At 72.3% G+C, this 5,870-nt stretch carries 4 protein-coding genes; 1 reads left to right on the forward strand and 3 read right to left on the reverse strand.

Annotated features, from left to right (window positions below; genetic code table 11):
- Positions 1-80 precede the first annotated feature (80 nt).
- Complete coding sequence (locus tag HMPREF3105_RS07720; protein WP_070709105.1) at positions 81-3,458, reverse strand: beta-phosphoglucomutase family hydrolase; 3,378 nt, start codon at positions 3,456-3,458, stop codon at positions 81-83.
- Positions 3,459-3,744: 286 nt separating this feature from the next.
- On the opposite strand from HMPREF3105_RS07720, the gene HMPREF3105_RS07725 reads away from it, so the two are divergent.
- Positions 3,745-4,335, forward strand: coding sequence for a hypothetical protein (locus HMPREF3105_RS07725; RefSeq protein WP_036316210.1), 591 nt, complete (start codon positions 3,745-3,747; stop codon positions 4,333-4,335).
- A 16-nt stretch (positions 4,336-4,351) separates the two neighbouring features.
- On the opposite strand, the gene rlmC is transcribed toward HMPREF3105_RS07725, so the two are convergent.
- Positions 4,352-5,563 carry a 23S rRNA (uracil(747)-C(5))-methyltransferase RlmC gene (gene rlmC / locus HMPREF3105_RS07730; RefSeq protein ID WP_043282587.1) on the reverse strand — a complete coding sequence of 404 codons (1,212 nt, stop codon included), beginning with the start codon at positions 5,561-5,563 and terminating at the stop codon, positions 4,352-4,354.
- Positions 5,564-5,573: 10 nt separating this feature from the next.
- A partial coding sequence (locus tag HMPREF3105_RS13700; protein WP_210401437.1) for a HEAT repeat domain-containing protein occupies positions 5,574-5,870 on the reverse strand: 297 nt, incomplete at its 5' end.

Consider the following 5,870-nt stretch of genomic DNA (forward strand, 5'->3'; position numbering starts at 1 on the left):
AAAGTGGGCGGTATCCGCGCGGGATACCGCCCACTTTCGCCCCCAAAGGGACGGGGTGGGGTGGCCGACGACGGCGGCCCTCAGTCCAGCGGGACCGTCAGCTTCTCGCCGGGGGAGAGGGTGTGCTCGCGGCCGGCGATGATCATCGGCACGTCGTGCCACATGCCCTCGCCCGCGGCCACCGTCACCTCCCGCTGGGTCATGTGGATGACCACGGGCTGCTGGCGGAACCGGATGGTGAAGCGGGCGCCGGGCAGCTGGGCGGGCATGCGGGGGTGCAGCCGGACGACGTCGTCGCGCGTCTCGAGGCCCGCGTAGCAGCGGATCACCGTGTCCACGGTGCCCGCCATCAGGCCCAGGTGGATGCCCTCCTTGGTGGTGCCGCCCTGCGTGTCCGAGAGGTCCGACTCGAGGGCCTCCGTGAACAGGTCCCAGGACCGGTCCGGGTCCGTGCGGGCCGCCACCCACGCGTGCACCAGGCGGGAGAGCGTGGAACCGTGCGTCGAGCGGGCCTCGTAGTACGTGACCATCCGCTCGAACGCCTCCTGCGGCAGCTCGTAGCCCATGCGGCGCAGGATCCGGTCCAGCTCCTCGGAGGAGAACAGGTAGCCGAGCATGAGGGTGTCGGCCTGCTTGGAGAGCTTGTACCGGTTGGTGGCGTCGCCCTCGGCCTGCAGGATCAGGTCCATGCGGCCGATGTTCCCGTACTTGGCGCGGTAGGCCTCCCAGTCGAACTCGAGCAGGTCCTGGTAGCCCTCGAACTGGGCGAGGATGCCGGCCTCCTCGCCCTCCTCGAAGAACGGCACGGTCAGGCGGGTGCTGACCTCCTCCCAGCGCTCGATCTCCTCCTCGGAGATCTCCATGAGCTCGGGCAGGCCGTCGTCGATCGTGTCCAGCCAGCGGACCAGGCGGGCGGTCTCCGCGAGCACCCACGAGGTCAGCACGTTCGTGTACGCGTTGTTGCGCAGGCCGGAGCCGGGGGTCTCGGGATAGCCGTCGTGGAACTCGTCCGGGCCCATGACGCCGTGGATCTCGTAGCGGTCCGTGACGGCGTTGTGCAGGGTCATGGACATGAAGAACCGGGAGATCTCCACGAGCATCTCCGCGCCGTAGTCCGAGATGAAGGACGTGTCCTTCGTGATCTCGATGTACCGCAGCACCGAGTAGGCGATGTCCAGGGAGACGTGCCGCTGGTTGTGGGAGTTGTCCGGCATCCACATGCGCGAGCGCGGGTTCCACAGCTCGGTGGGCGTCTCCTCGGAGCCGTCCGCCCCGGACTGCCACGGGTACATGGCACCGGCCCAGCCCTCGGCCTGGGCGTTGGCGCGGGCCTCGTTGAGACGCCGGTAGCGGTACATCAGCAGGCCCCGGGTGATCTCGGGGCGGCGCAGCGTGAGCATCGGGTAGACGTAGATCTCGTCCCAGAAGATGTGGCCGCGGTAGCCCTCGCCGTGCAGGCCGCGTGCCCCCACGGAGGCGTCCAGGTCCCGGCGGCGGCCGTAGGCCGTCTGGAGCACGTGGAACGTGTGCAGGTTCAGGGCGAGCTGCTGGCGCAGCGACGCGCCGTCCTTGCCCATCGGGACCGCGGACCCCACCGGGGCCGAGTGGCCGGCGTCGACGACGGGCGGCGCGTATTCGCCGCCGGCCTCCGCCGCCGTGGAGCGGCGCTGATGCCGGTACGGCTCGGCCAGGTCGATGCGCACGGAGAACCGGTCCCAGTTGGTGCCCCAGCGCTGCTCGTGCAGGGTCAGCAGGTTGCGGAAGTTCTGGGCGCGCTGGACGTCCTTCACCGCCGACTCCCACACGGAGGCGTTGGCGTGGTCGTGGCTCGTGGCGACGGCGGCGATCTTCTCCAGCACGAGCGGCACGCCCTCGTCCACGTGGAGGAGGATGTCCTGGCCGACCACCAGGTCCGAGCCGTCCACGGGGCGGCGGATGGGCTCGTGGTGGCCCACCGGCGCCACCTGGCGGGTGCGGGTGGCCACGGCCACGTGGATGCCGGACTGGTTGGTGGCGGTCTCGAGCAGGACGGTCTCGCCGTCGATCTCCCGGGCCTGGACCGGCTCGAGGTGCTGGTTGGCGAGGGTGCGGTCGTCGGAGACGTTGAGGTTGGCCACGCGGCCCTCGATCTTCGAGCGCACCGTGAGGTCCCCGGACCAGTTCTCCGCCACCACGGTCAGCTCGATCGCGGCGAGGTGCCGGTTGGCCAGCGAGGTGAACTGCCGGGTGTGGACCGTGGTGCGCCGGCCCTGCTCGTCCTCGAAGGTCATGGTGCGGGAGAGCACGCCGCGGCGCAGGTCCATCTCCTGGCCGTACTCCACGAGGTTCTCCTCGCCCGGCAGCAGCGGGCGGCCGTGGCGCGGGGTCACCACGAGCGGGGTCCAGTCCTGGATGTTGACCATGTGCTCGGTCTCCACGACCCGGCCCTGGACCATCGAGGTCAGCCGGTTGAACACCCCGGCCATGTAGGTGCCGGGGTAGTGGACGGAGGAGATGCGCGTGCCGGGCACAGCGCCGCGGGTGCCCCAGTACCCGTTGGCCAGGGTGCACAGCACCTCGCGTGTGCCCTCGGAGGCCGGGTCGAAGCGGTCCCAGCGCAGCACCCACGCGGGGTCGAACGGGGTGGTGGTGCGGTCCTCCAGATGCAGGGTCCCGTAGTCCTGGACCACCAGGTGGGCGCCGGCCTCCTTGAGCCGGCCCTTGCCGAGATCGGGCTCGCGGTCCACGCCGATCACGAGGCCGAAGCGGCCGTCCGCGGCGGCCTTCACACCGGAGACGGCGTCCTCGAGGACCATCGCGTCCGCGACGTCGACGCCCAGCTCCCGGGCGGCCTCCCAGAACATCGCCGGGTCCGGCTTGCCCGGCAGCCCGCGCTCGAGGGCGGTGTTCCCGTCCACGATCACGGGGAAGAAGTCCAGCACGCCGCCGGCCGTGAGCACGGCGCGGGAGTTCTTGGAGCTGGTGACCAGTGCGACCGGCACGCCCTTGGCCCGCAGCCGCTCGAGCAGGTCCTGGGCCTCCGGGAACACGCGGACGCCGTCGCGTTCGAGGACCTGCTCGAAGTAGCCCTGCTTGCGCTCGGCGAGGGCGAGGACCGTCAGCTCCGGGGCCGCGTCCGCCTCGGGGGCGTCGGCCTCCGGGACGTGCAGGCCGCGGGAGGCGAAGAACGTGCGGACCCCGTCCTCGCGGGGGCGTCCGTCCACGTGGTGCAGGTAGTCGGCGGCGGCGTCGAAGGGACGCAGCACGTCCGGGTCCGCGGCGACGACGGCGGCGTTGGCGGGCAGCGCGCCCACGGCGGGCAGCGCCCCGTCGAAGAGCTCCTTCCACGCCTGCGCGTGCACGCCGGCGGTGTCCGTGATGACCCCGTCCATGTCGAAGATGACGGCGCGGTAGCGGCGGAGCCGGTGACGGCGGGCGTTCAGGTCCTGCGGAGCGGCGGGGGTGAGCGTCTGCGACATGGGAACCAGCCTACGGGCGGGGAAGTGGGGCCGCACGGGGAGTGCCGCGGCGATGTTCACCGCAGCGAGCGCGCCGTCGTTCCGGCCGACCGCACCGCAGCGACATCACAGCGGTTCTCAGCTGCGGTGATGTCGCTGCGGCGCGGTGGGTTCCGGGAATAGGGTCGTGCCGACGGGGCGGACGTGTGCCCCCGCGCGCCGGAAGCGTGGCCCGGGAACGAGCAGGACACACTCGGCGGAGATGGCCGGGGGGCGAAGGGCTCATGAACTGGATGATGAGCAAGTGATGGATGCGAAGCCGACGCGGTTGCGGAAGAAGGCGACGCGGGAGGAGATCCTGGCGAGTCTGCCGGTGCAGGCGCGGGTGCGTCCGGCGCGGTGGTTGCTCCTGTGGCTGATCGTCGTGGTGTGCATCGCGGTGTTCGTGTGGGTGATCTTCCGGCCGCCGGAGGATGTCTCGGCCGGGTTCGGGGTGTGGCGTGTGGCGTCGTTCATCGGGTTGGCGCTGGCGTTGGCGGTGCTTCCCGCCGCGACGATGGGTCTGTTCCGGCCTCGGCATGTCACGTTCGATGAGCGACGGGTGTGGACGCGGGACTGGTCCGTGGACTGGGCGGACGTGAAGGAAGTCCGTGCTGTGGCGCCAGAGTCGGAGCACACGATGAAGGTGGCGCTCAAGGTGGACGAGCGGCTGTGGAACGAGGGTGGTCTGCGCAAGGCCAACCGGTGGGACTCGGGACGGCCGTTGCAGGGTGGCGGGTTGACCCGTGCGCAACCGCTCGTGCTCACGCAACCCGCGCTCGCGCCGTCGGCTCTGACGCTGCTGCAGGTCTTCGTCGAGTTGAAGAAGCGGAACCGTCGGGCGGGGAGCCCGCGGTGACGCGCCCCGGCTTCCGTCACCGCCGGGTCAGCAGCGTGAGCACCTCCGCGTGCCGGGTCTGGGGGAACATGTCGAACACCTGCACCCGCGCCACCCGATAGCTCGGCATCCGGGCCAGGTCCTGCGCGAGCGTCGCCGGGTTGCAGCTGGAGTACAGGACGGTGGGCACACCCGAGTCCTCCAGCGCGTCCGCCAGCTCGGCGCCGATGCCCCGCCGGGGCGGATTCACGACGACGGCGTCCGGGCGGGGCCGCCGTTTCTTGAACGAAAGCGCCTCCGGAGCCCGCCGTTTCTCGAACGAAAGCGCGGAGGTGGCGTCGCCGGCGGAGAAGCGCGCCCGGTCGGCCAGGCCGAGCTCCGCGGCCGTCTCCCGGGCCGCGGCCACCGCCTCGGCGGAGGACTCCATGCCCCACACGTCGCGCACGCCGGCCCGGGCCAGGTGGAACGCGAACCCGCCCACCCCGCAGTACAGGTCCCACGCCGACGCCGGCAGGCCGGCCTCGGCGACCCACGCCGCCGCCGTCGCGTACAGCCCCTCGGTCACCGCGGTGTTCGTCTGGAAGAACCCCTGCGGGCGCAGCCGCAGGCCCACCCTGTTGAGCCGCATGGTGAGCGTCGGCCCGCCGGCGAGCACGATCTCCTCGTCGCCCTCGGGCAGGGCCACGTGCTCCGGCAGCAGGTTCGCGCTCACCACGGCGGCGGGTGTCCCGCGCGCCGCGAGGTCGTCCAGCAGCCCCGGCACCGCCGCGCGCAGCGCGTCCAGCCGGTCGGCGGAGCGCAGCACGAACCGGACCATCGCCTCCCGGTCGGGGGAGAGCGTCACGATCACGTTCTTCAGCTCGCCCGTGCGGGCGGCGACGTCGTAGGGCTCCAGCCCGGCCGCCGTCACCGCCGCCGCGCACGCGTCGAACACGCCTTCCATGCCGGCCTCGTACAGGCCGCAGTCGCGCAGGTCCACGCCGGCGCCGTCGTGATGGCGGGGGTGCTGGCGCGGGTCCAGGATGCCCAGCCGCGGCGCCGCCGCCGACCCCGTCACCACGAGCTTCGCCTTGTTCCGGAACCCCGCCTCCGCGGAGGCGAACGGCTCAGCCACGACCGTGTCCGCATCGAGCGCGTCCGCCAGCGCGGCCAGGACCGCGGCCTGCTTGTCCGCGAGCTGCCGGGCGTACGGCACGCCCATCAGCGGGCAGGAACGGCACTCGCCGACATCGAAGTGGGGGCACTGCACGGGCGTCGCCTCAGCCCTCGAGGCTGACCCGCAGGCCGGGCCGGTCCAGGCGGATCGCGAGCTGCTCGAGGGCCAGCTCGGCGGCCGCGGCCAGGTCCGCGTCCACGTCCATCACCATGCCGGTGAGCACGGGCAGGGCGGACTCGAGGTCCTCGGGGCGGGCGAGGGCACCCAGTGCGGACGCGGCCGACGCGCGGACCTCCGGGTCCGGGTCGGCACAGCCGGCCCGCACCGCGTCCACGAGGGTGCGGTCGACGGCGGCATCGCGGCGCAGCGAGCCGGCGCGGGAGGCGAGCACGAGGTGGGC

This window comes from Micrococcus sp. HMSC31B01, from assembly GCF_001816085.1.
In the GTDB taxonomy this organism is placed as follows: Bacteria; Actinomycetota; Actinomycetes; order Actinomycetales; family Micrococcaceae; genus Micrococcus; species Micrococcus luteus.